The organism is Paenarthrobacter nitroguajacolicus (assembly GCF_007786235.1).
Lineage (GTDB): Bacteria > Actinomycetota > Actinomycetes > Actinomycetales > Micrococcaceae > Arthrobacter > Arthrobacter nitroguajacolicus_A.
In genome coordinates, this window is sequence record NZ_VNFK01000025.1 from 13,214 (window position 1) to 37,557 (window position 24,344).

A 24,344-nucleotide genomic window follows, 5' to 3' on the forward strand; every position below is an offset into this window, starting at 1 on the left:
TTACGGTCACGGCCGACTCCATAGGATCATCCAAGGATCGCCGCCGGACGCCGACCAACCTATGGGCGGGCCGCTCATCACAGCGAGCCTCTGGGTTCTCAAAAGTACACCGCGCCGCTCGATTTCCGGCGTTATTGCGCCGTGCGGCAACCGATCCGGACCATTCGGCGCAAACGCCAGTCGCACAACGAACTCCTTGACTAGCCAGCGCCGATAACGGCGCATATGTCGGACCGGAATGCGTCCCCGGCCGCTTTCGGCACAGCGACCCCGCCAAGCGAAGGCACATGCCGAGGACTCGAGCAGCGCACGTCATGACGCTGTGTCTCCGCCTGCTCATGAACAGCCAGAAGCAACAACGCTGTTAGTCATTCTGATACCGATCATCGCTGGACGGTCCCGCGCAACCGGGGCGCCAATGGCGCCGGCCCCGATCCGGAAACTTCGCTCGGTGCTCCTATCCTCCGAACTACCGACAAAGTCCCGAACCCCAGAGTTGCACTCCAGCCCCCTAGCCCAGCGCACAGGTCCCCCATCAGAACGGCCCACAAGACCAAAGACCACCGCAGCAGCAACAAAACAAACAAGGGCAAAGGAAAAGGACCATGAATGCGCTCACCATCAAAGACCCGGCAGACCTGCTCAGCTTCATCGGGCATACCCTGGGGTTCTGGCCTCAAGAGAGTCTGGTCTGCATCACCCTGGACAAAGGCAAGGTCGGCGCCACCCTCCGCATCGACCTCCCCCGCCAAGCGGGCACAGAACTCCCCTACGCCAGAACTGTCAGCAGCTACCTCACCACTGATACCAGCGCGACGAGCATCGTCTTCGCCCTCTACACCTCAACCCACTGCGAACCAGGGCAACCCAAACCACACGCGGCCACTATCGCAGCGCTCACCGGCGTCCTTGCCGAGAACGGCATCACCATCCGCGACGGGATCTTCGTCAGCGACGAAACCTATTCCCCCTACGACAGTGAACCCGGTCAAGACATCAGCCTGCCCCTCAGTAGCACCGAGTACAGCCGCGTCAACGCCGAATTCATCTACCGCGGCAGCACCATAGAACCCACAAACCGAATCGTCCTCCCTGCGCCTTCCCAGGAAGCAGCACAAGCAATCGCAGTTGAGGATCACATGGCCATCATCAGGGCGCTGCCTCCTGGTGTAGCGGCAGAACAAGCCAGCCAACTGTGGTCGACCATGCTGGAGTCAAGTGACTTCCCCACCGACGAGGACTGCGCCGCGCTCATCGCAAACTTCCAGTTCCCTCACATCCGCGACCGGCTCATGGCCGACATCCCCGGCATCGACGAACTACCCCAACACATCCTCTTCGCACAAACCGAGACAGCACCCAGGTGGTCACGTGTCGAATGGGCACAACAGCTCCTCATTCACGCCTATACGCGGACCAGCCCGCAACACGCAGCACCCATCCTCACCACCATCGGCTACATCAACTGGTGGGAAGGCCGAGGACCCAAAGCACACCAATACATGCAACTCGCACTCGATACCGACCCCGGTTACCGCTTCGCCAGACTCACCGACCAAATGCTCGGAGCCGGCATCATCGCAGGCTGGAACACCAACAAGACCACCGCCTACAAAACCAACCTCGACTCGCCCTAAGGCACCTTATTGAGTTTGCGAACAGGGGCCGTGGCCGTCCTGCCAGACTTTCGAGGTGAATCAACAGGCCGCGGCTGACTAAGCAGAGACCCCGCCTATAACCTGCTTTTCGATAGCCTCCCCGACACGGCGCTTCAGCTCTGGCTTCACGTAGTTGGTACGTGACGTAGTGGCAAGCTGTCCGCAAGGACAGTGATCAGCCACGGTTCATGCCTCGCCCTTCGTTCAGGGCATTCATTGCGGAAATGTGCTGCACTAGGTAGTTGAGTCCTACATCCATCTTGGTCTGCCAACTCAAGGTGGCGGCCCGGAGTTCTCCGGCATCGATCGTCTCAAAGATCTCCGTGTTTTGGTCAAGAATAATCTTTGGCGAAAATGCATAGCGTGCGCCCATGACCGCAAAATGCATGAACGCCTGCTTGGTGAGTGTCTCTAGAAATGCCGGTATTCGGTTTAGGCCAGATCCCTCAAACAATGCGATTTGGAAATCCATATCCAAGTAGTGGGCTCGGGCGACATCGTTGCGGCGAGCACAATCCCCCAGTTCATCAAGGTGGTGCTTGACACGGGATCGGCCTTCAGGGCTCCATCGGCTTGCCGCCCGGACCACGATCGCTCCCAAAGCGCGCCGAGCCATGTAGGTCTCCGAGACATCATCCAGGGAGGGAATTCGCACTACCACGGAATCTGATCTAGCTGCTGTTACCAAGCCATCCTCAGTGAGAGCGCGAACGGCCGCGCGAATGTCCCGCACTGGCGCACCAAGCAGGCGATTCAGCGTCCCAAGGGAAATTTCACTGTCGCCGGAAAAGGTACCGTCGACCAACCCCTGGCGAATTGCTGAAAGAATATCTTCGGCCAGTGCATTTCCGGCCCCCAGGAAGTGATCTCCGCTTGTACCCAGGACGCCAGACTCTTTACGGTCAACAGTCCATGAAAAGGGATCCCGCCCGCTTTGGTACCAGCGACGTATGCGCCATTCCAGGTCCGCCAATGACTCACCTGTTGGCACTTCCGGCAAGAGGTCCAATGCAGCCACAAGCTTCTGCCATTGCCAGGCATCGGCGAAGTGAGCTGACCGCCGGACGCCGGCAGGCACGGAATAGTTGCCACTGGTCAGAACCATGGATTCTTCAGCGAGGACGATTCCGCCGGCATCCAGCGATGACCACAGGTTCGGTCGGTCGTCTGTGTAGCTCGGTTCCTGCCCGACACCTCGAAGAAGGTCGGCAGCCAGCACCGTCCGCAGCCGTCTTTTGCTGCTCGTGGACAGACTAGCAGGATAGCGGACACGCGACGCAAGGGAGGGATTGAGGACAAGACAGGACCCTGTCGGTCCAACGGCGAATCCGACCAAAACCATCTGCCGCTCGGTAAGCAAGGCCCTTATCGGCTCGATTTCCTGATCCGGCTCGACGAACTCCTTCCAGGTCCGCGCCACGAACGACTGGCTCAGGCCGACAGCATCCGCAACCTGGCGGCTGGAACCCTTGTTTGCCTGCATCCAGAGAGGCGCCGTCAGAACGGCGCGCTTGAGCTCTGCCCGATCATCTCCATTCCTCATGCGGCCAGTCTAAGGAAGCTTGACTCAAAGACTCATTTCCGTTCCGTTTTGCTCCTCAGGTATTCCCATCTTTCCTGGTGCTGCCAATTATTGAGACCAGCCACCAGGCGCTTCGAGAAACCGGACCGTTCACGCGATTACCAGGGAGAGCAAATGTACGATGTCGCCATCATTGGCGGAGGTCCGGCCGGTCTGGCCGCGGCCTACAACCTTGAGCACGCAGGCCAAAAAGTGGTCTTGTTGGAAGAAACCGGCCGACTTGGCGGTCGTGCGAAAACCGTGGACGTCCACGGGGAACCGGTCAACATGGGGGCCATGTTCGTGTACGCCGGCACCGCGTCGCACGAGCTGGCAGTTGAACTCGACGTTGCCCTGGAGCCCTTCGAACCAACAACTTTCGGCATCCACGTCAACGGGGAAACCGTGGTCTCCCCGGACAACGACGACCTTGTGGAACGGCTCCCCCTCACAGAACACTCACGAAACGGACTCCGGGCATTCATCCGGCGTGCAACATCGGAATATTACGCAAACACGGTGGATGGGCAGCTTCGCCCGGCCACGCCGGGGTTTGGCGAAGAATCCGCCCAATCACGAATGAGCGACTTGCCCCAAGACGTCCAGGAAATACTCACTGCAGCCATTCGCGGAGGCTCCGTCGCTCACCCCGCCGAACTCAGCGCAACCTACGCCCTGAGGTACTTCGCAAGTTATCTGGTGAAGGAAAAAAGGAACCGCGTGGTCTCACTCAAGGGCATGGAGGCGATCCCCGCAGCCTTGGCCAAGGCCCTGCAGTCCACCGAAGTCCGGTTGCATCACCGCGTGGAGAGCCTTCACCAAAACGGTAAGGGACATTGGAACCTACAAATCGCTACCGAATCAGACGGCGGCGCAGGACGGAAGGTGACCGCGAGGCACGTCATCATGGCGGTCCCTGCCCCCAGGATTTCCAGCATGGTGCAGTTGCCGGAATGGAAGAGCGCGGCACTGGACGCCGTGCAGACTCCCGGCTCTACCGAGCTCGGTGTTGTTGTGGACATCAGCGCACCGGAGCTGGCGGCTGTGGACGACTGGTCCTTCATTGCCACCGCAGGGCGCGCGTTCGATGTGATGATCAATCCGAGGCCGGGACGCAAGGACGGTACCGCCCAATTTGTCTGCTACGGCAATACAGCCGGATACATCGAGGAAGCCAACGATCCCACCTCGGGCGTGCTGGAGCATTGGGTCGAAGAGTTCCTTACGGTGGCACCGCAGTTACGGGGCCGCATCCTCGGGGCCAGCATCCAGTCGTGGCAACACTGCTTCTCGCTCCTAACGCCTACACGCGCCACAGCCCTCCCCCAACTTCAGGCGCCGATCGATGGCACCCTTCACTTTGCCGGCGACTACTCCTCCGAGACTGCCGGTACCCATGGAGCGTACTCAGAAGCCAAACGCGTCAGCCAGGACATCCTGCACGCAGTTTCTACCGCGACGCACGGATAAGAAACCGATCAAGAACCTATTGCATTAATCATTCAATGATGTATTCTTTAGATGTGATCGAGGCCACAGCCTATTGCGGCCCAAGTCACACCACCCCCCAAAGTGAGCGCGGCTGGGATGTCTCTCAAGCGTCAGCTATTTGAAGGAAACGAAAATGGGCTTAAGTTTTGGCACCAAAGCTCCCCCAACCGCCCTCTCCGGCGAGGTTGAGGTCTCCGGGCTTGGCAAGAAATATGGCGTCATAGAGGTGTTGAAGGACGTTAACCTCTCCATGGCGGAGGGCGAGGTAGTGTCCGTCATTGGACCATCCGGTGCCGGTAAGAGCACCTTCCTGCGGTGCTTGAACTACCTGGAAAAGCCCAGCTCGGGCACTATCGCCATAGGCGGAGCACGTGTTGTTGCGGGCGAAAAGCTACCGGACAAAGCAAGCCTGGACCACCTGCGTCGAGTCACCGGAATGGTCTTCCAGAGCTTCAACTTGTTCCCGCACCTCACCGTGATGGAGAACATCACCCTTCCACAGCGGAAGGTGTTGGGTTCCAGCAAGGAACAAGCCGAAGAAGTCGCAAACCAGTTGCTCAAGCGCGTTGGACTTCCCGAAAAGGCGAAGGCCTACCCTGCCCGGCTCTCGGGAGGGCAACAGCAACGCATCGCCATCGCACGCGCACTCGCCCTGTCACCCAAAGTCATGCTCTTCGACGAACCCACCTCAGCCCTCGATCCTGAGATCGGCCTTGAAGTACTCGCCGTCATGCGTGACCTTGCCGACGAGGGCATGACCATGCTGGTAGTGACACACGAAATGCACTTCGCACGGGATGTGTCGGACCGCATCATGGTCATGGGCAACGGCGGCGTCCTTGAGATCGGCCCCAGCCAGCAGGTGATGTCGGAACCGCAGAACGATCGGACCCGGCAGTTCCTCAAGGCTGTACTGGACAGGTGACCCGGCCATGATCATGCAACTCCTGGCTTCGATCGCCCAAGGCGTCGGACTCACACTCTATGTAACGGGCGCTTCACTGCTGTTCGGCGGCCTCATTGGCCTGGTACTGGTGGGCGCCGCACGATCACCGATCGCCATCATCCGCGGTGCAGCCACGCTGTACATCAATGTGGTCCGGGTCATCCCGCCGATCACCTGGCTGTTCCTGATCTACTTCGGCTTGCCCCAGTACGCGCTGCGGCTCTCTACCCTTCAGGCAGCCATCATCGGCTTCTCCATCATCGCCTCGGCCTTCATGGCAGAGATCTACCGCTCCGGGCTGCTTAGCATCCCGGATGGCCAGCGCGAAGCCGCGCATGCCCTCGGGCTCAGCCCGTTTACCACCGTGGGACATATCATCACCCCGCAAGCCTTCCGGGTAGCCCTTCCAGCCATCGCCACCTACGGCATTGGACTCCTCAAGGACTCGGCTCTCGCTTCCACCATCGGCGTCCGGGAGATCACCTACTACGCCCAGCAAGGAGCGAAACAAACCCATGAAGGCTTGCTCTCGTTCGTCGTCGCCGGAGCGCTCTACATCGTGATCAGCCTGGTGGTCGCCCTCGTCGCACGCCGCGTAGATCTCAAACTGCGCAGAAAGATCGGAGTGGCCTGATGGACTTGCTCACGCAATGGCTCAGCTGGATGCCGAACCTCGCACCAGGACTGGTCATCAGCCTCCAACTGACCGGACTCGCACTGCTCATCGGCTTCCCTTTCGGCCTGCTCCTGGCCGTGATGGCGGAAGCAAAGTTCCTCCCCTTCCAATGGATCTCCTTCACCTTCGTTGAGATCGGACGGGGATTACCCGCTCTGGTGCTGCTGTACCTGCTGTACTTCAGCCTTCCAGACGCCGGTATCACCCTGACATCCCTTACAACAGCGATCATCGCCCTAAGCTGGAATACCGGGGCCTACGCCTCGGAGTACTTCCGCGCCGGACTCGCTGCTGTCCCGCTAGGACAGAAGGAAGCAGCAATAACCTCCGGGCTCAGCGGTTGGACGGGGTTCCGCATCGTCATCCTTCCGCAGGCGCTCAGAATCTCCACACCCCCTTTGGCCGGCCTTGCCGTCCTGGTCTTCCAAGGCAGCGCACTGGCCTTTGTCATCGCGGTGCCGGAACTGATGTCAAAAGCATTCGAAATCGGATCCATCACGTTTGAATACCTCAGCGTCTACACCATCACCGCAGTGGTCTACGGATCCTTGACCCTGATCTTCCTGGGCCTGGTCCGGCTACTGGAACTGCGCCTGGGACGCCACCTGCTACGCAACTAACCCCGTTCCACATCCTTGGGGAACCTCCCCGACAACCCCAGAATAGAAAGAGAAACCAATGTCACGAATTCCCCGCCCCCTCGTGCGCGCGCTTTCCGCCGGCACCGTCGCCGGCATGCTCGCCATGTCCCTCGCCGCTTGCGGCGGCAGCGAGGCAGCAAGCAGCTCCGACTGCACCCCCGCCCACGCGGACCTCAAGACCATCACCCAAGGTGAGCTCACGGTGGCCAGCTACGACTACGCACCCGCCACAATCCTGAGCGGGGAAAACGTCACCGGCATGGAAGGTGACCTGATCGCCGAGATCGCCAAACTCGAATGCCTCAAGGTCACCGTCAGCACCTCAGGAGGTGCCGGAGCTGTCATCCCGTCCGTACAATCCAAACGCGTCGACATCGGCTCGGGAAACTGGCTGCGGACCAAGGAACGGACCAAGATCGTCTACATGAGCACGCCACTGTGGAGCGATCCGCAGGCCATCGTCTCCAAAACAGGCCTCACCAGCGACGACCTGGAGGGCAAGATGATCGGCTCCGTCGCAGGCAACCTCTGGAATGACAGCATGTCCAAATGGCTCGGAGATAAGTTCAAGATCTACCAGGATGACGAGTCCATCTACTCAGACCTCAAAGCCGGCCGCATCGACGCCCTGGTGGCATCTTCAGCCTCTGCAAAATACCGTTTCAAGGATGCCCCCATTGAGGGAGCAACGGTCGTGGACGTGAAGCCCAACGCGAATGTCCCGCAGTTCGCCTCGGTGGGCCAAGTTATGTTGCCCTCGGCACTCGACAATGACACCCTTGGCAAGGCCCTGGACGAGGACATCAAGAAGCTCCGCGAAAACGGGACCATCAAAACAATCCTTGAGAAGTACGGGATCGACCCCTCCGTAGGCGAGCCGGGCGCACCCAGCGAACTCTAACTACATCGCACAGCACCTTGGGCGGCGTCAGGTAATCACCGGCGTCGCCCTTCTGGCCGTCCCGGAGATTCATGGCGGACCCGGTCTGCTCAAACCTAGGCCGGGCCCGCGTCGGCCGTCATGGGGTTGGCGACGGCTGCGTTTCGACTTACGCGCCCGTCCACGCGCCGGCCCTGACGACCAACACCTACACCATGAAGAAATAGGGCCAATTGGACTTAGCCGGCTTCTCCCCGCCGAATGGCTGACACATCCATGGCAACAACCTTGGCAGGAAATCCGAGCTCGAGCGCGCAGAGGATGATCACCGCCAAAGGTGCTATCCAATGTGGACCCAGCCACCTGTCCAGGACATCGTCAGCCCAACCACAAGGCACTAAAACACGCCCCCACGAGCCTAATAGTCTGAGTTGTCCCTCGTTCCGGGTTCAACGAAAGCCTTGGCGATGGGCAGTGGTCCCGTGGGATCAGGGACACCTGGCATTCGACGCACGGTGCATAGGCGGATGAGTGCGACGGCCGAGATGAGAAACCACGCAATATTCGCGACAACGGACGGCCAAGCCTCGTGGAAGGCGCCGTTGATGATGAATGCGCAAGCCCCTAGGAGGTTTGCGGTCTGAAAGGCCCTACCGGCCTTCAGCCAGCCCATGGACACGGACAGGAAGGCGCCAAGTATCGCTGCCGCGCCTGCCCAGCCGGCTGCTTCGAACAGCAATTCCATTGTTTCCTCTTGGTTGGGACAGCGACTACTGCGAGTCCGAGTTGGTTACTTTGTAGTGGAATCCGGTGCGCTCCTCGGAAGCCCAGACCTCGTAGAACTCAGCCTTTTCGAAGAGCCTCCGGCCCTGGGTCAAGGTTTGGAGCCACAGAATGGTTCCGTCGTCCGTGACGGCATCGACGTATCCCCGGCACACCGAATGCCCCTGTTGCCTTAGTTCCACGCTGGTTCCGGTGAGGAGGGTCCAGTCGCTGATGCGCCGCTGATCCATGGTGGGCGTCCTATCTGATCGATTGCAGAAAGCGGCCGCACACCCTGGCAAGGGTGCACGGCCGCTTCGTGGGAACAGGCTGTTTTCAGCCCCGGTTGTACATGACGTGCTTGGTCCTGGAGAAGTCCTCCAGGGCGTAGATGGACAGATCCCGGCCGTAGCCGGAGCCCTTGAAACCACCCCACGGAACCTCATTGGCAATCACCAGGTGGGAGTTGACCCACACGGTACCGAAATCGAGGCGACGCGGAACGGTCAGCGAGCGGGACGCGTTGTTGGTCCACACCGAAGCCGCCAAGCCGTAAACGGTCTCATTGGCTCGGGTAATGGCTTCCTCGTCGGTGCTGAACGTCTCCACGGACACCACAGGCCCGAAGATCTCGGTGTACGTGATCGGAGCACCCGCCGGGACATCAGTCACCACGGTCGGTTCGATGAAGTATCCCGGTCCTTCCAAGGCATGGCCACCGACTGCAATGGTGTGGCCTTCCTTGCGGACGTCCTCCAGTGCTTCCAGGACCCGGTCGTAGTGGGCTTTGGAGATCATGGAACCGATTTCGACGTCGTCTCCCGAGCCTGGGGCGCCGACTGAAATCTCGCTGATTTCCCGGACCAGGATTTCGATGAACTTTTCTGCAACGGATTCGTGGACGAGGACCCGGCACGCTGAGCCGCATTCCTGTCCGCCGTTCCAGAAGCCCGCGGAGCGGACACCCTTCGCGGCCTCTTCAAGGTCGGCGTCGTCGAATACCACCACAGGGGCCTTGCCGCCGAGTTCCAGGTGTACGCGCTTCACGGTGGATGCCGCATTGGCGGCAACCTTCTGCCCGCTGCCGACGCTTCCCGTAATGGCAACAAGGTCCACATCCGGGTGTTCGGAGAGGCGGTTGCCCACCACCCTGCCGGGCCCGGTAACGATATTTACGACGCCGGCAGGAACCTCGGCGGCGATGAGCTCGGCGAGTTTCAAGGTAGTCAGCGGCGTCTGCTCCGAGGGCTTCAGGACCAGAGTGTTGCCGGCGGCCAGGATGGGCGCGATCTTCCATACGGCCATCAGCAGCGGGTAATTCCACGGCGTGATCACACCCACCACCCCTACCGGCTCGCGGAAGACAACAGAGGTGTGGTTGTCCGCGTAGTCACCTGCGCCGAGTGCGGTGAAGGCGCGGGCAGCACCGGCCGAGAACCGGAAGGTGTCGATGGCGCTGGAGATGTCGTCTTCGGCCACGGCGGACGGCTTGCCGGTGTTGGCCGCTTCCAGGTTCTCCAGGATCTCACGGTTGGCCTCGACGATGTCCGCGATCCGCAGCAGGACGGCGGAGCGATCCTTGGGCGTCTTCACCGCCCACTCCGCCTTGGCCGCGACGGCAGCTGCCACGGCGGCGTCGACATCTTCAAGGGAGCCGGCCGGCACCTGGGTGATGACTTCTTCGGTAGCTGGATTGACGACGTCGACTGTTGCGTCCGAGGTGGAGGCGACGAATTCGCCGCCGATGAACTGGCCGAAGGGCGGAAGGGCCGGTGCCGGGAGGGTGCCCTCCCTGCGGACGCTGAACCGGGACGTTTCCGGCAAGGACGTTTCTGTGGTGGTCATGGCGTGCTCAATTCCTTTGCTTGGTGGCTACTTGGCAGCTGCTGCGGCGGCGGTCTTTTCGTTCTGGTGTTCCCAGAAGTCGGCGCCCTCGATGCCCAGCGCTTTTGGATCGAAGGTGGGGTCCAGGCCGAGCTTCCGTTGCCGTTCGTAGTCCAGGTAGATCTTGCGGACCAGCGGGAACAGGAATACCAGGCAGATGAGGTTGACCCAGGCGATGAGCCCCAGCCCGATATCACCAGCGGCCCACATGAGTTTTGCGTTGACGATGGATCCGACGAACACGATTGCCAGGGTCCCGATCTTCAGGACGTTCTTCCAGCCGTTTCCGGTCCGTCCATCCAGCAGGTACAGCAGGTTGGAGTTGGCCACGTAGAAGTACGCCAGAAGACATGTGAAGCCGAAGAGCAAAACCGCGACGGCGACGAAGCCTGCACCCCAGCCCGGGAGCATCGTGTCGATTGCTTCCTGGACCCAGTTGGCGCCAACGGGAACACCCGGGATGTTGTTGACGAGGAATCCGCCGGAGCCGTCGGAGACGTTGTACTTGCCCGAGACCACCATCATGAGGCCGGTGGCCATGCAGATGAGCAACACGTCGATGTAGATGCTGAACGTCTGGACCAGGCCCTGCTTTCCGGGGTGGGACGTGCGGGCGGCGGCTGCGGCGAAGGTCGCTTCACCCAGGCCGTTGGAGGAAGCGAAGACGGCGCGTCGAACACCCCAAGCCACGGCGGCACCGGCGATGCCACCCAGCACAGGATGGATGCCTACGGCCGACTGGAAGATCAGGACAACGGCCTCGGGAACTTTGTCCACGTTGATGGCGATGACGGCCAAGGCCAGCAGGAGGTAACCGATGGCCAGAACGGGAACGAGTCCCTGCGTGACCTTGACCACGCGGGTGGTACCGCCAATGATCACCAAACCGATCAACACGGTGACAAGGATGGCCGGGGCCCAGCTTGGCAGACTGAACGCCTTCTCCGCGCTGGCGGCGATCGTGTTCACCTGCAGACCAGGGAAAACGAACCCGTAGCCAATCACGCCCAGCACAGCGACGATAGCGCCCACCTTGGGAAGCTTCAGCCCGTACTTGATGTAGTACGGCATGCCACCAATGTCCTCATTGGCCTTCTTACGGTCCTCATCGAGGACCTGGCGCTTGAAGGCCTGCGACAGGGTGGCTTCCGCGTACCCCACAGTGCATCCGACCAGACCGGTGACGGCCATCCACACCAACGCTCCCGGTCCACCGGCGCTCACGGCGGTAGCAACACCGGCGATGCTGCCCACGCCCACGCGGCTAGCCAGTGCCAGAACCAAGGCCTGGAATGAGGACAGGCCCCCTTCTCCGTCCTGAGTCTCCTTGAGTTGGCGCAGCATGTCCGGAATTCGCCGGAACTGGATACCCTTGGTGGCTACCGAATAGGCGATACCCAGTCCAAGGACAACGTAGGCCATGGGCGCCCAGACAGCGTCCGAGACGCTGGACAGGAATTCCGCAAAATCGAAGTCACCCATGGATTAGCCGATGTTCTGTTTGAGCGATGACAGCTTGCCCAGCGCCTGCTCAACTTTGGCGAGATCATCGGCGTCGAGCCCTGCAGTTGGCCTCCGTGGCAACCCGGCCGGAAGGCCGGTCAACGTGAGGCCGGTCTTGACCGCCGGAATGAATGGCACGGTCAGCAGCGCATCGATCACAGGGTAGACGGCGTTCCAGAGTTCGCGGGCACCTGCAAGGTCGCCTTCGGCAATCCTCTTGGTGACAGCCACGATCTCGTCAGGAACAACGTTCGCGGTGCCGGCCATGACACCTGCTGCACCCTCTGCGAGTGCGCTGTAGAGGTAGGCATCCCAACCGATGAAGGTGCCGATGACGTCGCTGTGGTGGTGGATGAGCTGAAGCGCCTGCTCCCAGTTGGCGCTGGAGTCCTTGATGTAGAGGATGTTCTCCACTTCCTCGGCGAGGGCACGTACGGTTGCGGGGTCCAGGTTGACGCCGGTGACGGGCGGGATGTTGTAGAGCATCACGGGGATGGTGACCGAGCGGGCCACGTCCTTGATGTACGTGACGGTTTCTTCCAAGGACAGCGGCTCGTAGTACGGCGTGATGAGCATCAGCACGTCTGCGCCCAGTTGTTCGGCGGCCTTGGAGAGACGGATGGCTTCTGCGGTGGAGGTGGCGCCGGTGTTCGCGATGACCGGGACTCGACCGTTCGTGTGCTCAATGACGGTCTTGATCAGCAGCAGGCGCTCTTCAGAAGAAAGCGCGCCAACCTCGCCGGTGGAGCCTGCGGCGACGACGCCATCGACACCGGCGTCGATGGAGCGGTCGACAATTTTGCGCAAGGTGGCGACGTCAATGGTTTCGTCCTGGTTGAAGGGCGTGGAGAGAGCGGTGAGTACGCCGCGGAGTTCCTTGGACATGGGGTTTTCCTCTTTCGGTAGGGGTAGCTGTAGCGCTAAGAGTTGTGGGATCAGGCGACGGCGGACAGGCCGGACTTAGGCGCCTGACGGTGCGTGGCCAGGACGCTGGCGGCTTCCTGGGCTGCTGAGAAGCCGGTAGTGATGGAGCTTTCGGTGTAGAGCGTGCCCAGGTAGTCGCCCGCCAGGAAGACACGGTTGGTGCCGCGCATGAGCGTGGACTGGAGCTTGGCCCTGCCCGGGAAGCAGTACGGGGAAGCGACCTTCCAGCGGTCGGTCTGGGCTTCCACCACACTGTCCGCAAAACCATGTCCGAGCACCTGGTCCAGGTCGGCGAGATGGGTCTGGATGACTTCCTCATCGCTCTTGTCCAGCAGTGCCTTGCCTAGGCTGGCCGGGGAGAACGTCATGAAGCTGCCGCCGGGCTTGCGGACGGATTCGGTGCCGCGCACAATGCTCGCCTGGTTCAACGCGATGGCGAAGGAACGCTTGGGGGCTGCGATGGCGTAGATGTCATCCCAGGGACGTGCAGAGGTTTCGTTGGTCAGGAAGGCTGTACTGACGTGCGGGCCATATTTGATCTGGCTGAGCGCGCCGCGGAGTTCCTCGGGAAGATCCACGCCCACCTTGTGGGAAACATCCGCGGTAGTGGCGAGCACCACCGTACGGGCTTCCACTTCCAGCTCCTTGCCGCCCTGGGTGTAACGGACCAACACCGAGTCCTTCTTGTGCACCACTTCGTTGACGGTGGCGCCAAGTTGGACCCGCTCACCCAACGAAACCGCAATGGACTCCGTCAGGGTGGACGGTCCACCAACGATGCCTTGGCTCAAGCCCTGACCGATCCCCAGCACCAAGCTGAAGTAGCCGATGCCGGCCCCGGCCGAGATCTCATCCATGTCCCCCGCCGAACGGGTTACCGTCGTCTTGAAGAGGGCGGCCGCGTCTTCGGAAAGGTCACCAATGAAATCCTGAAACGACTTGCTGTTCTCGAAATCGTAGATGCGCTGCTGACGCATGGCGCCTGATTCGCCTGCACGCTTGCGAACGACGCCGGTGTATTTGGCCACTCCGCTGACAACCTTGATTCCCGCTTTCAAGGTGTCAATCCGCGAGGACAAGGACATCGGAATACGGAAGGGGTAAGTGGCGATGTGTCCCTCGCGAATGAACTTCCCGTTCATGGACAGTGCCTGCAGCGATCCCGGAATCTGGACCGCGCTAACACCCACCTCACTCAGCAAAGAGTCCGTGGAGGAACCGGCACCCGCGAAGACGTGTCCGCCCCAGTTCAACCAGTAGTTGCCGCGCCGTTCCGAACGGATTCGCCCACCCACACGGTGTTCGGATTCGAGCACCAGAGTGTCCCAATGCCGCAAGCGCCATGCTGCTGAGAGTCCTGCGAGGCCACCGCCGACAATTACTACGTCTTTCATGGGATTGAACTTTCTTCTTCGAGGATCGCGGTACGCGGACCCGCATGCTGTCTTCGTCGGCAGCTGGAGAACGCTTATGTCACGTCTGTTTTATGAGGTGCACCCCAGGGGCTTGTGTGCCTGGTCACAACTAAAAGATACATCATTGTATGATTAATGCAATAGGTCTTTTGGGTAAAAAAATCCCGTCCGGCAGAATCTGCCGGACGGGATGCATGTCGTGACGAGGTTAGGCCCTCAACGTGACCAGCCTCCAAGGTAACCGTGCGGGACTCATCGAGGAGACATCGACGGAACGGTCCACCTGCTTGAGGTCCTCCTCCACAAAGAGGGTGCCCGATGCTATGCGGGCGTTATTCGACGCGATGACCCGGCCCGTAGGGCCAAGCAGGACCACGGTAGGATCCTGGAGTTGCAAGGCCCGAAGGAACACGCCCTCGAGCTTCGCGAGCGTCAGATCACACCCAAGGACGTGGGTTCCTTGCGGTGTAGGAGCAGGAACACACAGCGTGATGATATTGACGTTAATGCCGCCAATGTCCACGTAAGGTCCCACGGCAACAGGACTTCCCTTGGCAGAAGTCGTCGCAAACCATTCGCGGGTTGTGTAGTCGTAGTAATTCAGGGATTCGGGGTTGAGGTCGTGCGTGACCCAGCGCGGCTCTCCCCCAGTCTGCGCACCCCTCCACCATTCCAGCCACAGAGGTGCTTCGGGAAGACTGCCGGGTGCGTAGGCTATGCCTGCCCCGACAATCAGTGCCGAGTGCCGATTGATGAAGGTGGCCAAGTCCCTCTTCAGGAAAGCGTAGGCACTTCGCCGGGGCGCATCCTGGGCCTGCGTCGCCACGGCTGAAACAGTGGCCGCGATCTTCTCCAGATCGTCAAAAACACCGCCGACATTAGAGGAGATGGCTTCGGCTGTTCGCTCGAGAGCCCTATCTGTTGCTGCCACGTCACGCATTTTCGTCGGACTCCATCGTCAATCTGAGGTGCTGTGCTATCAGGTACTCGGTCTCGGTACGGGAATGCAGCTCAGCTGCGGCCGAGGCGGCATCGGCGTCACGGGCCCGGATTGCCTCGAGAATAGCCGTGTGCTGCCCCTCGAGAACATCTTGGCTGTCGGCCTGCGCCGGATGGCTCCACCAGAGCGTCATCAACTCGGCTTCAAGCTGCAAGGAGGCCGACGTAAGACGGCTCGACTGCGCGGCAACACTCACCGCAACATGAAAGCGGCTATCTACCCGTCTCCTGGCGCGCTCATCTTTCGTGTCCCGATGCCGTTGAACCAGGTCTTCGAGGTGGGCAACGTTCTGGGCGTCCGCTCGACCAGCCGCCAGCCGGGCGGACATGGAGGAGATTGCAGCACCCAGGTCACCCAAGTCACGCAGTGATTCCGTGCTGGCATCCCGCAATTTCCGCTGGAGCTGGGAGTCCGTCAGATCGATCTGGCCTCTAATGACACTGCCACCGCTCCGGCCCCTGCTGGTTTCGATCAGGCCTTTTGTGCGCAATGCAGCGAGGGATTGGCGGAGGGTGATGGGAGAAATGCCCAGCTCTGCCGCGAGGACCGATTCAGTGGGGAGCCTGTCACCTTCCGTCAGAATGCCCATCAGGATGGCCGTTTCGATCTGGTAGGAGACCTGGTCCGCCCGGCCCAGGCCTTCGGGCTCACTCCCCCGCAACAAGAGCAGAAGATCCAAGGCGCGGGTTGAGAGTGCCGTACTCTCCATGGCAAACCCTCCTGTGATCAGTCCTGCGCGCACGAAGGACCTCCATACGCTATTTCCTTGAATCTTTACATATTTAGGAGGCGTTGGTAACAGGTATCGCGGCGCGCCCCAGCACGCACTGCCAAAAAATTCGTCCGTGGAGAGGACTTCATAACGCTGGGCATGAAGCGGACCATGGGTTGTGTACGCCGTCGTCAGGAGCTCCCAGTGTCAACCATGGATAATCCAGCGGCCCATCACATTGATGTCTCGCCCGCAAGCAAGCAACGCTTCATGGTCAGAATGGTCACCGTCCTTATCGGAGGCATGGTCTTGGACGGCTACGTCCTCGGCATCATTGGACCGGTGTCCGGGCGGATGGCCGATGACCTCCAGCTCGATGCGTTCTGGCAGGGGCTGATAGCTGCGGCAGCGCTGATCGGCATCCTGATCGGTTCTCCGCTCGGTGGCTTTGCCTCCGACAAGTGGGGCCGAAAGCCCATCTTCATGTTCGATATCGGGCTGTTCGCGATCGCCTCGGGAATGCAGTTCTTCGTCGACTCCGCCGCGCTGCTCATCGTGGTGCGATTATTGATGGGCATCGCCATTGGCACAGAGTACGCGGTCGGGTGGCCGATGATGGCGGAATTCTCGCCCACCCACCTACGGGGCAGGCTGATGGCCGCCATGGGCATCGCATGGTACGCCGGATTCATGATCGCGTTCCTGATCGGGCACCTCCTCAATGAGTACACAGACCTGAGCTGGCACTTCATTCTTGGCACCAGCACCTTCATCGCGATCGCCATCTTCCTGGGCCGCCTTGGAATGCCGGAATCTCCCCGCTGGTTGTGGAGCGTCGGCCGCGCGGACGAGGCCCGCGCACTTGCCGCAAAGTACCTGCCGGACGATGCCCTTGACGACGTCCAGCATGAGGTCGTTCGCAAAGGCAGATTCGGGATGCTGTTCTCCAAGCAGTACTGGCGCTCTACCCTTTTCATTTCGGGTTTTTGGTTCTGCGCCGTGACACCCTACTTCGCTATCGCCACCTTCGCGGACAGCGTCCTGGAACAGTACGGCCTGGCCGGCGGTCTAGCTGGCGGCGTCGGGCTCTCCGCGATCGCCCTCGCCGGAGTCATCGTCACCTTCCTGCTCATCGAAAAAGTAGGCCGCCGCACGCTGACCGTCCCTCCCCAATGGCTCTGCACTGCAGTCCTCGCAATCATTGGGCTTTGGGCTGGCGCCCCCGCTATCGCCGTGCTCATCCTGTTCCTGGTCTTCTCCTTTTTCAACGCCGGATACAACACGCTGACGAACGTCTACCCAGGCGAAGTCCTCCCGACAGAAATCCGGGGAATCGGAACCGGGTTCGCGGCTGCCGTCAGTCGCGTTGGCGCAGGCATCGGGATCTTCCTCCTGCCCATGTCCATGGAATCACTGGGGGCAGGACCCACCATGCTGATCGCCTCCGCCGTCGCCCTTGCAGGCGCTGCACTCTCCCAATGGCTCGCCCCCGAAACCAAGGGAAAAACACTCACCGAAGCAGCCGCCGGGTACGCCCACTAAGTCTCGGAATCCGAGAGCGCGGACACACAATTCACTCACGAGGGAAGTCCGCCCCAGAGACCCTAGTGATCGTTAAGAGGACTCAAGGATGCCCGGTAATGAAAGCCGGTCTGCTCCTCCTGAGCCCACGCTTCATAGAACTCCGCCTTCTCGTAAATTCTTCGCTTGTCAGCCGGCGCAACGAGCCAGAGGATGGCTCCGTCATCGGTGACAGCATCCACGTGGCCAGAGCATACCGGCCGCCCTTGTTGACGTAGTTCGATGCGAGCCCCCACCAAAGTGGTCCAGTCGCTGATACGCCTAAGTTCCATGGGTGCCCCTCACGAGTTCATAGGTACTAGCGGACGTAGTCCGCTCCGGTGATATCTATCGTGGCGCCGGTGGCGTGGCGGGAACGGCCCGATGCCAGAAAAGTGATCACCTCGGCCACGTCCTGCGGCGGTGTGACTTCCCCTAGCGGCAGTCCTGCGAGCACTGAAGGATCTTCGGCGAGGTCCCCCGCGATGTCCGTGGCCACCCACCCCGGTGCGATGGCGTAGGCCAGGATGTTCTCTTTGCCGAAGCCGCGGGCAATGCCCTTGGTCAGCGCAAGCAGGCCGCCCTTCGCCGCACCGTAGGCGAGGTGATCGGCGTCGTCCCCTCGGTGCGCCGAGCGGCTGGTGACATTGACGATGATGCCGCCGCCCCGCCGTCGGAACCCCAAGATTGCCTCCCGGCAGAGGTCAGCCGGCGCCAGCAAGTTAAGTTCGTAGTTCGCCTCCCAGCCCAGTTGCCACGCGTCCGAGTCGTCAATGTCCGATGCCAGCCAGGCGCCGGCGTTGTTGACGAGAACGTCGATGCCGGAACGCCAGTCAGCGGCTTCCGCCCAGATTCTGGCACGCTCGGCAGGGTCAAGCAGGTTGCCCTGAACGAGGTTGACGCGTTGGCCGAGTCGGTCGGCGGTTGCCTGCGCGGAGTCTTTGTTGTTGGCGTAGTGCAGGACAACGTGGGCTCCTTCACGATGCATCGTCTCAACGGTTGCCCGGCCGATTCCGCGGGAACCGCCGGTGACTAAAACTGTCTTGCCCTCCAGCATTCCGGCGCTCATGCCACTGCCTGGGCGCCAGTAATCTCGACAACGGATCCGCAAATGTACGGCGCCTCATCGGAAGCCAGGAATGCAACGAGCGCAGCGATCTCCTCGGGCTTGCCGATGCGCCCGAACGGAACCAGCGCGTCCAGGTCAGCCACGGTCCGCCCGTTCCGGGCGAGTCCTGCTTCCAGCATTGGCGTGTGGACTTCGCCGGGTGCCACGGCATTGACGCGGACCCTGTGTGGCGCGTAGTCCCGTGCCAGGTTCTGCGTAAACGAGACCACAGCGGCCTTGGACACGTTGTACGCGATATGACCTGGTGCCGGGTACATGCCCCATTGCGAAGCGGTGTTCACGATCGCGCCGCCGCCTGCCTCGATCATGTGCGGCAGGACAGCTCGGCACAGGTGGAACAACGAGTCCACGTTCACCGCGAAGGACAAGTCCCAATCATCTTGACTGAGCGACAACAGGTCTCCACGGCGATTGATGCCCGCATTGTTGACCAGCACGTCCAGGCGGCCGTAAGTCGCTATGACGCGTTCCACGGCGGCTTCGGCCGCTGCAGAGTCGAGGAGGTCAAACACCAATGCTTCTGCGCTGAAACCCTCGGCGATCAGGTGCGCAGCAACCTGTTTCGCCGCCGTTTCATTGGCATCTGCCACAAAAACGTGCGCACCCTCTGCGGCCAATCGTCTGCTGATCGCCGAACCGATACCTCCAGCTGCTCCAGTGACCAGCGCAGACTTGCCTTCGAAGCGTCGGGTAAGTCCCGTCGTCGCCATGTAGCTATGCCTCCCGTGAAAAAATAGTGCGGTGCCACGGCTTGGCGGCAACACCGGTGAGATCAAACATGACGTGCTTGACCACGGTGTACTCGTCGAAGGAGTAGGTGGACATGTCCTTGCCGAAGCCGGACTCCTTGAAACCACCGTGGGGCATTTCGCTGATGATCGGGATGTGGTCGTTGACCCAGACGCAGCCGGAGCGAATTTCACGGGTGGCGCGGAGGGCGCGGTACACGTCCTTGGTCCATGCGGACGCAGCGAGGCCGTACGGGGTGTCGTTGGCCAGTTCGATCGCTTCGTCGTCGGTGTCGAAAGGGGTGACGGCGAGTACCGGGCCGAAGACTTCGTCGCGGAAGATTTCGCTGTCCGGGGTTGCGTCGGCCACCAAGGTGGGGCGGTAGTAGGAGCCGGCGGCAAGATCGCCGTCTTCACTGGAAGGTATGCCGCCGCCGATGACACGGGCGTAGCCGCGGGCCCGTTCCACCATCTCCGCCACCTTGTCCCTGTGGGTTTCGGAGACGAGGGGCCCCAGATCCGTGGTGGGATCGTCGGTGGGGCCAAGCTTTACCTGGGCGTAGAGGTCCGCGACGTCGGTGATGAACTTCTCGTACAGCGAGCGGTGCACGATCGCGCGGGTCGCGGCGGTGCAGTCCTGTCCTGTGTTGATCAGCGAACCGGCGACGGCGCCGTGAATCGCGGCTTGCAGGTCGGCATCGTCGAACACCACGAACGGTGCCTTGCCGCCGAGTTTCAAGTGGACGCGCTTGGCAGTGGTGGCGGCGGCGTCGAGGACCGTGCGGCCCACACCGGTGGAACCGGTGAAGGAAAGCATGTCCACGTCAGGGTGGCGGAGCAGTTCGGCGCCCACGGTGGAACCACGGCCGGTAATGACGTTCACGACGCCGGCCGGCAGTCCCGCTTCGGTCGCCACCTCGGCGAATAGCAGCGACGTCAACGGCGTGATCTCCGCCGGTTTGAGGACGATCGTGTTGCCGGCAGCGATGGCGGGCAGGATTTTCCAGGCAGCCATCTGGAGCGGGTAGTTCCACGGTGAGATGGAGCCGATGACGCCTATTGCTTCGCGGCGGATGGATGAGGTGTGGTCTGCCGAGTACTCCCCCGTTGCCTTGCCTTCAAGGTTCCGGGCGGCGCCGGCGAAGAACGCGATGTTGTCGATAGTGCCGGGAACGTCGAATTCGCGGGTCAGACGGATGGGTTTGCCTGCCTGGCGGGATTCGAGCTGCGCGAATTGCTCGGCGCGCTCTTCCATGAGCGCGGCGAACTTGGTCAGCACTGCGGAGCGCTCGGCCGGAGTGGCCCGGGACCACGCCGGGAACGCTTCGCGGGCGGCCTGGACGGCCAGCTTGACGTCGTCGCTGCCTGCCAGGGTGATGGTGTCCACCATGGTCCCGTTGGATGGATCGATGACATCAACTGTTTCACCGGTGCTGCCTTCGATGAGCTTGCCGTTAATGAACTGGCTCACAACTCCTGCTTTCTGTGGTTTTTGGGTGCGCGAGATGGCAGATAATGGCAATGCCGTCGCGCGGAGAGGTAGGTTAGGCGCCGGGCGCCCAGATGTCCCCGACTGTGTAGCCGGACGGGAAGGGGTCGGTGGGATCGAGCAGCCACTGACTCCGGCCCGTCACCCAGCCACGGCCGGTGATGGTCGGGAGGACCGCTTCCCGTGAGCCGACCGTCGTCGTCCCTGTCAGGCGACCGATGAATTCGCTGCCGATGATGCTGTGGTGGGAGAAGTCCTCACCAATGGCCAGTTGGCCGCGTGAGTGCAGTGCCGCCATCCGCGCGCTGGTTCCGGTTCCGCAGGGCGAGCGGTCCAATGCGCCGGTCCAGGTGCTGGGATCGTCCGCCACCAGCTTGCCGTTCGAGAGGACAACGGTGTTGCGGTCTTGCCGTCCTGGCACACGGTCGCCAGAGTGAAGCATGATCAGGTTGACGCCGGAGATCGCAGGGTTGTCCGGGTGGGTGACGTGGATTTGCTCCAGGGCAGCCAGCTTAATGAGTGCTCCGGCGCGGGCGAGTTCCTTGCCGTTGTCAGGGCTCAACTCGAGGCCGAGGTCCGCTACCCTGGCTTGGGCGAAGAACTGCCCGCCGAACACGACGTCGACAGGAACCGTCCCTAGCTCCGGTACCTGCAGCGGGAAGTCGAGTTCGACGACGAACGCCGGCACGTTCACCACGGTCACCGAGAGGACCTTGCCGTTTTCTACGCGGGCCACCGCCGTTACGACACCCACTGCGGTGTCGATGGTGACCGTCGTTTCCGGGCCGCGCACGGGGACGATGCCCTCTTCCAATACGGCCGTGACGGCGCAGATGGTGTTGGAGCCGGACATCGGAGTGAATCCGCCCTGCTCCAGGACCACGATGCCGAAATCGGAGCCCTCGTTGACCGGCGGTAGGAGAATTACCGAGCACAGGCCAGGGTAGCCGCGCGGCTCGTGAAGCATGAGCCGACGCAGCCAGTCAAGGTTTTCCTTGCAGTACTGCAGACGCTCCGCCATGGTCTCACCGTGGACGAGGCCGGCGGCGGAGGTCAGGATCCGCCCCGGCTCGCCCTCTGCGTGCACCTCGATGGCGTCGAGGGCGAGCGGGGCGGCGCTCATGCTGCTACTGCCGGGAGAACGCCGGCGGCGCGCAGGATCCCGGCGAAGCGTTCACGCTCTTCGGCGGGCAGGGGCTGGATGGGCAGACGGGCCGGACCAACGGGTTCGCCAATGAGTTCCAATCCGGCCTTAATGCCCGCCACGTAGTTCACAGACTCAAGGAAATCGCTGATGGCCCAGAGGTGCTTCCACAGTTCGCGGGCGCGGACCAGGTCCTTCTCCTCGGCAAGGGCGTTCCAGAATTCGACGGCGAGTTCCGGAACTACGCCTGCGGTGCCCCAGACGGAGGCCTCGGCGCCGGAGGCGATGCCGAAGAAGGTGAGGGTGTCCCAGCCGTTGAAGGCCTTGATGCGGTCGGTGCGGGCCGCGAGGAGCTCGGCCAGGCCCACGGCGTCATCGGAGGTGTTCTTGATGTAGTCCACGCCGTCAATGTTGCCCAACTCGGCGAGTTCAGCTGCGGTGAGCTGGATGCCGGTGGCACCGGGAACGTTGTAGTAGACGATCGGGATGCTGATTGATTCTGCCACCGCGCTGAGGAAAACCTTCAAGGTGTTCAGGTCCAGGGGATCGTAGAACGGCGGGACCAGCATGATGGCGTCCGCGCCAACCGTTTCCGCGTGCTGTGCAAGGTCGATGGCACCCTGGGTGGACAGGGCACCGACGCCGGCTACTACGGGGATGCGGCCGTCCGCGCCCTTGACGTAAAGCTCGATGACGCGGCGGTATTCGTCGGCGGAGAGTGTGGTGAATTCTCCAGTGGTTCCCGTGGGCACGATGCCGTGAATGCCGGCTGAGATCAGTCGCTCGACCTGACGCTGCAGTGCCGGTTCGTCGAGAGCGCTGCCGTCCTCCGTAAACGGGGTCGTGACTGCTGCGAGGATGCCCCGGAGGTCCTTGGTGGTGTGAGACATGTTCTATAAGTCCTTTTCTGGGGATTGAGTATTTCGGCCGCCTGGATGCGGCGCGTGAATGTGGGTGAGGTGCTACAGGGCCGAAACGGGTTGTTGCCGTTGGACGCCCCGAAACCGATCGGCCCTGAAGGGCTGAAGGGTGGACGCCGCGCGGCCTTTCAGGATCAGATCAGTGAGGGCAGAAGCGGTGCCGGGTGCCAGAGTGATGCCCATCATTCCGTGGCCCGTGGACACGAAGGTGTTCTGAAGCTGTCCGAGGTGGCCGATGACCGGAAGTCCGTCCGGCGTCATCGGCCGCATTCCGGCCATGGGTGCCGGCTTTGTTGAGGGCGGTTCCCAATTGCGGAAGTACTTTGCAGGGGCCCGAAGTATCGCATCGACGCGGACTTGGTTGATCTTCTCGTCGAGTCCGCCGAACTCCATGGTGCCCGCCAGGCGCAGGCGCTCATTGAAGGGGGTCACAGCCACCTTCGCGTCCCAGAGATTAACTGCGCTGCGCAGGCCCAGTGCGGGAACCTCGACGCTGTAGCCCTTGCCCGGACGAACAGGGAGTGCCACCCCGAACTGCTTGGACAGGTTCCCGCTCCAGGCGCCGGCAGCAAGGACGAAGTTGTCAGCGGTGTACCGGTTCCCGCCGCTTTGCACGGCGGTCACCCGGTCCCCGTTTCGCTCAACCGTATCGATCGGCGAGTTCTCGACGATCTTCACGCCCATCGCCAGCAGACGATGGTACAAGGCGGTCGCCATGGCTCCCGGATCAAGATGGCGCTCCTGCGGGAAATAGATCCCGCCGAGGACTCCGTCGGTGAGCAGGGGCTCCTGCTCGTGGACTGCGTCCCGGTCCAGCACCTTTGGCTGACGTCCGTACTGGGAAGCCAGGTCCAGGTTGTCGATGTGGTGGTCGAAGTTATCCTTCTCCATGAATGCCATGAGCAGGCCGTCGGTGTGCAACTCGAAGTCCATGCCATCGGCCCGGTATTCATCAAAGATCCCGAGGGTATCGGCCGCAAGGCGGAGATGACCCTCAAAGCCGGCCCGTTGGTCGCGGGCGTTGGACTTGCGCCACATGCCAAACATGAACTTCAGGAAGTCCGGCTGGAGTGACGGTTTGATGTAGAGCGGACTGTCCGGTCGCAGCATCCACTTCATGGACTTGAGGACGACGCCGGGGCCAGGCACGGGTGCTGATTCCGCCGGACAGATCCAGCCTGCGTTGACCTTCGAAGCGCCTAAGCCCGTGGCCCGGGCGTCGATGACGGTGACGGTCTCGCCTTCGCGGGCCAGGTGGTAGGCCTGCGTCAGGCCGATGACGCCTCCCCCAATCACTACGGTGTGCACTGTGTTTCCTTTC

General features: G+C 61.6%; 23 protein-coding genes. 7 read left to right on the forward strand and 16 right to left on the reverse strand.

What is annotated here, in order from left to right:
- The first annotated feature begins 605 nt into the window (after positions 1 to 605).
- The gene (locus FQP90_RS21420) at positions 606 to 1,637 is read left to right on the forward strand and encodes a DUF4192 domain-containing protein (protein ID WP_144653088.1); all 1,032 of its coding nucleotides are present in this window, start codon (positions 606 to 608) and stop codon (positions 1,635 to 1,637) included.
- A 196-nt stretch (positions 1,638 to 1,833) separates the two neighbouring features.
- Here FQP90_RS21420 and FQP90_RS21425 read toward each other — a convergent pair whose 3' ends face one another.
- Positions 1,834 to 3,201: a GntR family transcriptional regulator gene (locus FQP90_RS21425; RefSeq protein WP_144653089.1), complete on the reverse strand. Its 1,368-nt coding sequence runs from the start codon at positions 3,199 to 3,201 to the stop codon at positions 1,834 to 1,836.
- A gap of 153 nt (positions 3,202 to 3,354) precedes the next feature.
- On the opposite strand from FQP90_RS21425, the gene FQP90_RS21430 reads away from it, so the two are divergent.
- From FQP90_RS21430 to FQP90_RS21450, 5 genes are all read left to right on the forward strand, one after another.
- The gene (locus tag FQP90_RS21430) at positions 3,355 to 4,689 is read left to right on the forward strand and encodes a flavin monoamine oxidase family protein (RefSeq protein WP_144653090.1); all 1,335 of its coding nucleotides are present in this window, start codon (positions 3,355 to 3,357) and stop codon (positions 4,687 to 4,689) included.
- Positions 4,690 to 4,843: 154 nt separating this feature from the next.
- Entirely contained in the window at positions 4,844 to 5,635 is a 792-nt protein-coding gene (locus tag FQP90_RS21435; protein ID WP_144653091.1) for an amino acid ABC transporter ATP-binding protein, read from the forward strand.
- A gap of 7 nt (positions 5,636 to 5,642) precedes the next feature.
- On the forward strand, positions 5,643 to 6,290 hold the full coding sequence (locus tag FQP90_RS21440; RefSeq protein ID WP_144653092.1) for an amino acid ABC transporter permease: 648 nt from the start codon (positions 5,643 to 5,645) through the stop codon (positions 6,288 to 6,290).
- Positions 6,290 to 6,952: an amino acid ABC transporter permease gene (locus FQP90_RS21445; protein WP_144653093.1), complete on the forward strand. Its 663-nt coding sequence runs from the start codon at positions 6,290 to 6,292 to the stop codon at positions 6,950 to 6,952. The genes FQP90_RS21440 and FQP90_RS21445 overlap by 1 nt, the downstream gene beginning before the upstream one ends.
- A gap of 58 nt (positions 6,953 to 7,010) precedes the next feature.
- Positions 7,011 to 7,874 carry a substrate-binding periplasmic protein gene (locus FQP90_RS21450; protein WP_144653094.1) on the forward strand — a complete coding sequence of 288 codons (864 nt, stop codon included), beginning with the start codon at positions 7,011 to 7,013 and terminating at the stop codon, positions 7,872 to 7,874.
- 397 nt (positions 7,875 to 8,271) lie between these two features.
- Here the strand turns inward: FQP90_RS21450 and FQP90_RS21455 are convergent, their stop codons facing one another.
- From FQP90_RS21455 to FQP90_RS21490, 8 genes are all read right to left on the reverse strand, one after another.
- The gene (locus tag FQP90_RS21455; protein ID WP_144653095.1) at positions 8,272 to 8,598 is read right to left on the reverse strand and encodes a CBU_0592 family membrane protein; all 327 of its coding nucleotides are present in this window, start codon (positions 8,596 to 8,598) and stop codon (positions 8,272 to 8,274) included.
- Between the two features lie 25 nt (positions 8,599 to 8,623).
- Complete coding sequence (locus FQP90_RS21460; protein ID WP_144653096.1) at positions 8,624 to 8,866, reverse strand: hypothetical protein; 243 nt, start codon at positions 8,864 to 8,866, stop codon at positions 8,624 to 8,626.
- Between the two features lie 85 nt (positions 8,867 to 8,951).
- On the reverse strand, positions 8,952 to 10,460 hold the full coding sequence (locus FQP90_RS21465; protein WP_144653097.1) for an aldehyde dehydrogenase family protein: 1,509 nt from the start codon (positions 10,458 to 10,460) through the stop codon (positions 8,952 to 8,954).
- 27 nt (positions 10,461 to 10,487) lie between these two features.
- Complete coding sequence (locus FQP90_RS21470) at positions 10,488 to 11,981, reverse strand: alanine/glycine:cation symporter family protein (RefSeq protein WP_144653098.1); 1,494 nt, start codon at positions 11,979 to 11,981, stop codon at positions 10,488 to 10,490.
- 3 nt (positions 11,982 to 11,984) lie between these two features.
- The gene (dapA, locus tag FQP90_RS21475; protein ID WP_144653099.1) at positions 11,985 to 12,887 is read right to left on the reverse strand and encodes a 4-hydroxy-tetrahydrodipicolinate synthase; all 903 of its coding nucleotides are present in this window, start codon (positions 12,885 to 12,887) and stop codon (positions 11,985 to 11,987) included.
- 50 nt (positions 12,888 to 12,937) lie between these two features.
- A complete protein-coding gene (locus FQP90_RS21480) occupies positions 12,938 to 14,320 on the reverse strand; it encodes a protoporphyrinogen/coproporphyrinogen oxidase (RefSeq protein WP_144653100.1) in 1,383 nt (460 codons plus the stop codon).
- Between the two features lie 229 nt (positions 14,321 to 14,549).
- Positions 14,550 to 15,272, reverse strand: coding sequence for a cache domain-containing protein (locus FQP90_RS21485; RefSeq protein WP_167510544.1), 723 nt, complete (start codon positions 15,270 to 15,272; stop codon positions 14,550 to 14,552).
- Between the two features lies 1 nt (position 15,273).
- Positions 15,274 to 16,050 (reverse strand): FadR/GntR family transcriptional regulator, encoded by a 777-nt coding sequence (locus tag FQP90_RS21490; protein WP_144653102.1) that lies wholly within the window; start codon positions 16,048 to 16,050, stop codon positions 15,274 to 15,276.
- 216 nt (positions 16,051 to 16,266) lie between these two features.
- Here FQP90_RS21490 and FQP90_RS21495 point away from each other — a divergent pair, with 216 nt between their 5' ends.
- On the forward strand, positions 16,267 to 17,595 hold the full coding sequence (locus tag FQP90_RS21495) for an MFS transporter (RefSeq protein ID WP_144653123.1): 1,329 nt from the start codon (positions 16,267 to 16,269) through the stop codon (positions 17,593 to 17,595).
- 62 nt (positions 17,596 to 17,657) lie between these two features.
- Here the strand turns inward: FQP90_RS21495 and FQP90_RS21500 are convergent, their stop codons facing one another.
- The 7 genes from FQP90_RS21500 to FQP90_RS21530 all read right to left on the reverse strand — a co-directional run bounded on the left by FQP90_RS21500 (position 17,658) and on the right by FQP90_RS21530 (position 24,331).
- Complete coding sequence (locus tag FQP90_RS21500) at positions 17,658 to 17,906, reverse strand: hypothetical protein (protein WP_144653103.1); 249 nt, start codon at positions 17,904 to 17,906, stop codon at positions 17,658 to 17,660.
- 26 nt (positions 17,907 to 17,932) lie between these two features.
- Positions 17,933 to 18,682 carry an SDR family NAD(P)-dependent oxidoreductase gene (locus FQP90_RS21505; RefSeq protein WP_144653104.1) on the reverse strand — a complete coding sequence of 250 codons (750 nt, stop codon included), beginning with the start codon at positions 18,680 to 18,682 and terminating at the stop codon, positions 17,933 to 17,935.
- The gene (locus tag FQP90_RS21510) at positions 18,679 to 19,452 is read right to left on the reverse strand and encodes an SDR family NAD(P)-dependent oxidoreductase (RefSeq protein ID WP_144653105.1); all 774 of its coding nucleotides are present in this window, start codon (positions 19,450 to 19,452) and stop codon (positions 18,679 to 18,681) included. Before FQP90_RS21510 ends, FQP90_RS21505 begins: the two co-directional genes overlap by 4 nt.
- A gap of 4 nt (positions 19,453 to 19,456) precedes the next feature.
- Positions 19,457 to 20,941, reverse strand: a complete 1,485-nt coding sequence (locus tag FQP90_RS21515; RefSeq protein ID WP_144653106.1) for a gamma-aminobutyraldehyde dehydrogenase — start codon at positions 20,939 to 20,941, stop codon at positions 19,457 to 19,459.
- A 73-nt stretch (positions 20,942 to 21,014) separates the two neighbouring features.
- Entirely contained in the window at positions 21,015 to 22,082 is a 1,068-nt protein-coding gene (locus FQP90_RS21520; protein ID WP_144653107.1) for a proline racemase family protein, read from the reverse strand.
- Positions 22,079 to 22,993: a dihydrodipicolinate synthase family protein gene (locus FQP90_RS21525; protein ID WP_144653108.1), complete on the reverse strand. Its 915-nt coding sequence runs from the start codon at positions 22,991 to 22,993 to the stop codon at positions 22,079 to 22,081. The genes FQP90_RS21520 and FQP90_RS21525 overlap by 4 nt, the downstream gene beginning before the upstream one ends.
- A 72-nt stretch (positions 22,994 to 23,065) precedes the next feature.
- Positions 23,066 to 24,331, reverse strand: a complete 1,266-nt coding sequence (locus FQP90_RS21530; RefSeq protein ID WP_144653109.1) for an NAD(P)/FAD-dependent oxidoreductase — start codon at positions 24,329 to 24,331, stop codon at positions 23,066 to 23,068.
- Positions 24,332 to 24,344: the final 13 nt, after the last annotated feature.

Coding starts and splice junctions, on each gene's coding strand:
- FQP90_RS21420 (WP_144653088.1), top strand. CDS start 606: ATGAATGCGCTCACCATCAAAGACCCGGCAGACCTGCTCAGCTTCATC.
- FQP90_RS21425 (WP_144653089.1), bottom strand. CDS start 3,201: ATGAGGAATGGAGATGATCGGGCAGAGCTCAAGCGCGCCGTTCTGACG.
- FQP90_RS21430 (WP_144653090.1), top strand. CDS start 3,355: ATGTACGATGTCGCCATCATTGGCGGAGGTCCGGCCGGTCTGGCCGCG.
- FQP90_RS21435 (WP_144653091.1), top strand. CDS start 4,844: ATGGGCTTAAGTTTTGGCACCAAAGCTCCCCCAACCGCCCTCTCCGGC.
- FQP90_RS21440 (WP_144653092.1), top strand. CDS start 5,643: ATGATCATGCAACTCCTGGCTTCGATCGCCCAAGGCGTCGGACTCACA.
- FQP90_RS21445 (WP_144653093.1), top strand. CDS start 6,290: ATGGACTTGCTCACGCAATGGCTCAGCTGGATGCCGAACCTCGCACCA.
- FQP90_RS21450 (WP_144653094.1), top strand. CDS start 7,011: ATGTCACGAATTCCCCGCCCCCTCGTGCGCGCGCTTTCCGCCGGCACC.
- FQP90_RS21455 (WP_144653095.1), bottom strand. CDS start 8,598: ATGGAATTGCTGTTCGAAGCAGCCGGCTGGGCAGGCGCGGCAGCGATA.
- FQP90_RS21460 (WP_144653096.1), bottom strand. CDS start 8,866: ATGGATCAGCGGCGCATCAGCGACTGGACCCTCCTCACCGGAACCAGC.
- FQP90_RS21465 (WP_144653097.1), bottom strand. CDS start 10,460: ATGACCACCACAGAAACGTCCTTGCCGGAAACGTCCCGGTTCAGCGTC.
- FQP90_RS21470 (WP_144653098.1), bottom strand. CDS start 11,981: ATGGGTGACTTCGATTTTGCGGAATTCCTGTCCAGCGTCTCGGACGCT.
- dapA (WP_144653099.1), bottom strand. CDS start 12,887: ATGTCCAAGGAACTCCGCGGCGTACTCACCGCTCTCTCCACGCCCTTC.
- FQP90_RS21480 (WP_144653100.1), bottom strand. CDS start 14,320: ATGAAAGACGTAGTAATTGTCGGCGGTGGCCTCGCAGGACTCTCAGCA.
- FQP90_RS21490 (WP_144653102.1), bottom strand. CDS start 16,050: ATGGAGAGTACGGCACTCTCAACCCGCGCCTTGGATCTTCTGCTCTTG.
- FQP90_RS21495 (WP_144653123.1), top strand. CDS start 16,267: ATGGATAATCCAGCGGCCCATCACATTGATGTCTCGCCCGCAAGCAAG.
- FQP90_RS21500 (WP_144653103.1), bottom strand. CDS start 17,906: ATGGAACTTAGGCGTATCAGCGACTGGACCACTTTGGTGGGGGCTCGC.
- FQP90_RS21505 (WP_144653104.1), bottom strand. CDS start 18,682: ATGAGCGCCGGAATGCTGGAGGGCAAGACAGTTTTAGTCACCGGCGGT.
- FQP90_RS21510 (WP_144653105.1), bottom strand. CDS start 19,452: ATGGCGACGACGGGACTTACCCGACGCTTCGAAGGCAAGTCTGCGCTG.
- FQP90_RS21520 (WP_144653107.1), bottom strand. CDS start 22,082: ATGAGCGCCGCCCCGCTCGCCCTCGACGCCATCGAGGTGCACGCAGAG.
- FQP90_RS21525 (WP_144653108.1), bottom strand. CDS start 22,993: ATGTCTCACACCACCAAGGACCTCCGGGGCATCCTCGCAGCAGTCACG.